The organism is Fuchsiella alkaliacetigena, from assembly GCF_023227765.1.
GTDB lineage: Bacteria > Bacillota > Halanaerobiia > Halobacteroidales > Acetohalobiaceae > Fuchsiella > Fuchsiella alkaliacetigena.
The window spans coordinates 1-1632 of record NZ_JALKBZ010000109.1; the positions used below are offsets into that span (position 1 = coordinate 1).

Annotated in this window: 1 rRNA gene; it reads right to left on the reverse strand. The window is 51.4% G+C overall.

What is annotated here, in order from left to right:
* Positions 1–32: 32 nt before the first annotated feature.
* Positions 33–1570, reverse strand: a 16S ribosomal RNA gene (locus MWH30_RS13685).
* Between the last annotated feature and the right edge of the window lie 62 nt (positions 1571–1632).

Genomic DNA, 1632 nt, shown 5'->3' on the forward strand with positions numbered 1-1632 from the left:
ACCACTAAAAGGCGTTAGTTTTAGCTCCTTAGAAAGGAGGTGATCCAGCCGCACCTTCCGGTACGGCTACCTTGTTACGACTTCACCCCCCTTATCGGACACACCTTCGGCATCCGCAGATGACTTCTGGTGCCTCCAACTCGGGTGGTGTGACGGGCGGTGTGTACAAGGCCCGGGAACGTATTCACCGTGGCGTTCTGATCCACGATTACTAGCGACTCCAGCTTCATGCAGGCGAGTTGCAGCCTGCAATCCGAACTGGGATCTGTTTTAGAGATTGGCATCACCTTGCGGTGTAGCTACCCTCTGTACAGACCATTGTAGCACGTGTGTAGCCCAGAGTATAAGGGGCATGATGACTTGACGTCATCCCCACCTTCCTCCAGTTTTTTGACTGGCAGTCTCCTTAGAGTCCCCACCATTACGTGCTGGCAACTAAGGATAAGGGTTGCGCTCGTTGCGGGACTTAACCCAACATCTCACGACACGAGCTGACGACAGCCATGCACCACCTGTCTCCGTGTACTCCAAAGGAGTAAACTCTGCTTTCACAGATGGTCACGGGATGTCAAACCCTGGTAAGGTTCTTCGCGTTGCTTCGAATTAAACCACATGCTCCGCCGCTTGTGCGGGCCCCCGTCAATTCCTTTGAGTTTCAACCTTGCGGTCGTAATCCCCAGGCGGGACACTTATTGCGTTAACTACGGCACTGAAGGAGTCGAACCTCCAACACCTAGTGTCCAACGTTTACGGCTGGGACTACCCGGGTATCTAATCCGGTTCGCTCCCCCAGCTTTCGTGCCTCAGCGTCAGGTATAAGCTAGAGAGCCGCTTTAGCCACTGGTATTCTTCCTAATATCTACGCATTTCACCGCTACACTAGGAATTCTGCTCTCTTCTCTTAACCTCAAGTCTGATAGTTTCAAAGGCAGAACATCGGTTGAGCCGATGTATTTCACATTTGACTTACCAGACCGCCTACGCACCCTTTACGCCCAATAATTCCGGACAACGCTTGCTCCCTACGTATTACCGCGGCTGCTGGCACGTAGTTAGCCGGAGCTTCCTCCACAGGTACCGTCAGCCCTGGCACTTATTGAATACCAAGGTGTTCTTCCCTGAGGACAGAGCTTTACGACCCGAAGGCCTTCGTCACTCACGCGGCGTTGCTCCGTCAAGCTTTCGCTCATTGCGGAAGATTCCCCACTGCAGCCTCCCGTAGGAGTCTGGGCCGTGTCTCAGTCCCAGTGTGGCCGATCACCCTCTCAGGTCGGCTACCCATTGTAGCCTTGGTGAGCTGTTATCTCACCAACAAGCTAATGGGACGCAAGCTCATCTTTAAGCGCTAGCTAAAAGCCAGCTTTGATATTCAAAGCATATGCTTTGAATATGGTATTGAGTATTAGCTACCCTTTCGAGCAGTTATCCTCAACTTAAAGGCAGATTACTTACGCGTTACTCACCCGTTCGCTGCTGTACTAACTACCCGAAGGTAGTGTTCTCGCACAACTTGCATGTGTTAGGCACGCCGCCAGCGTTCGTCCTGAGCCAGGATCAAACTCTCCAAATAAAATGATGTGAGTTTGAACTAACTCATAAAAATTGTTGATTACAACCTTTTCAAATGGCGTT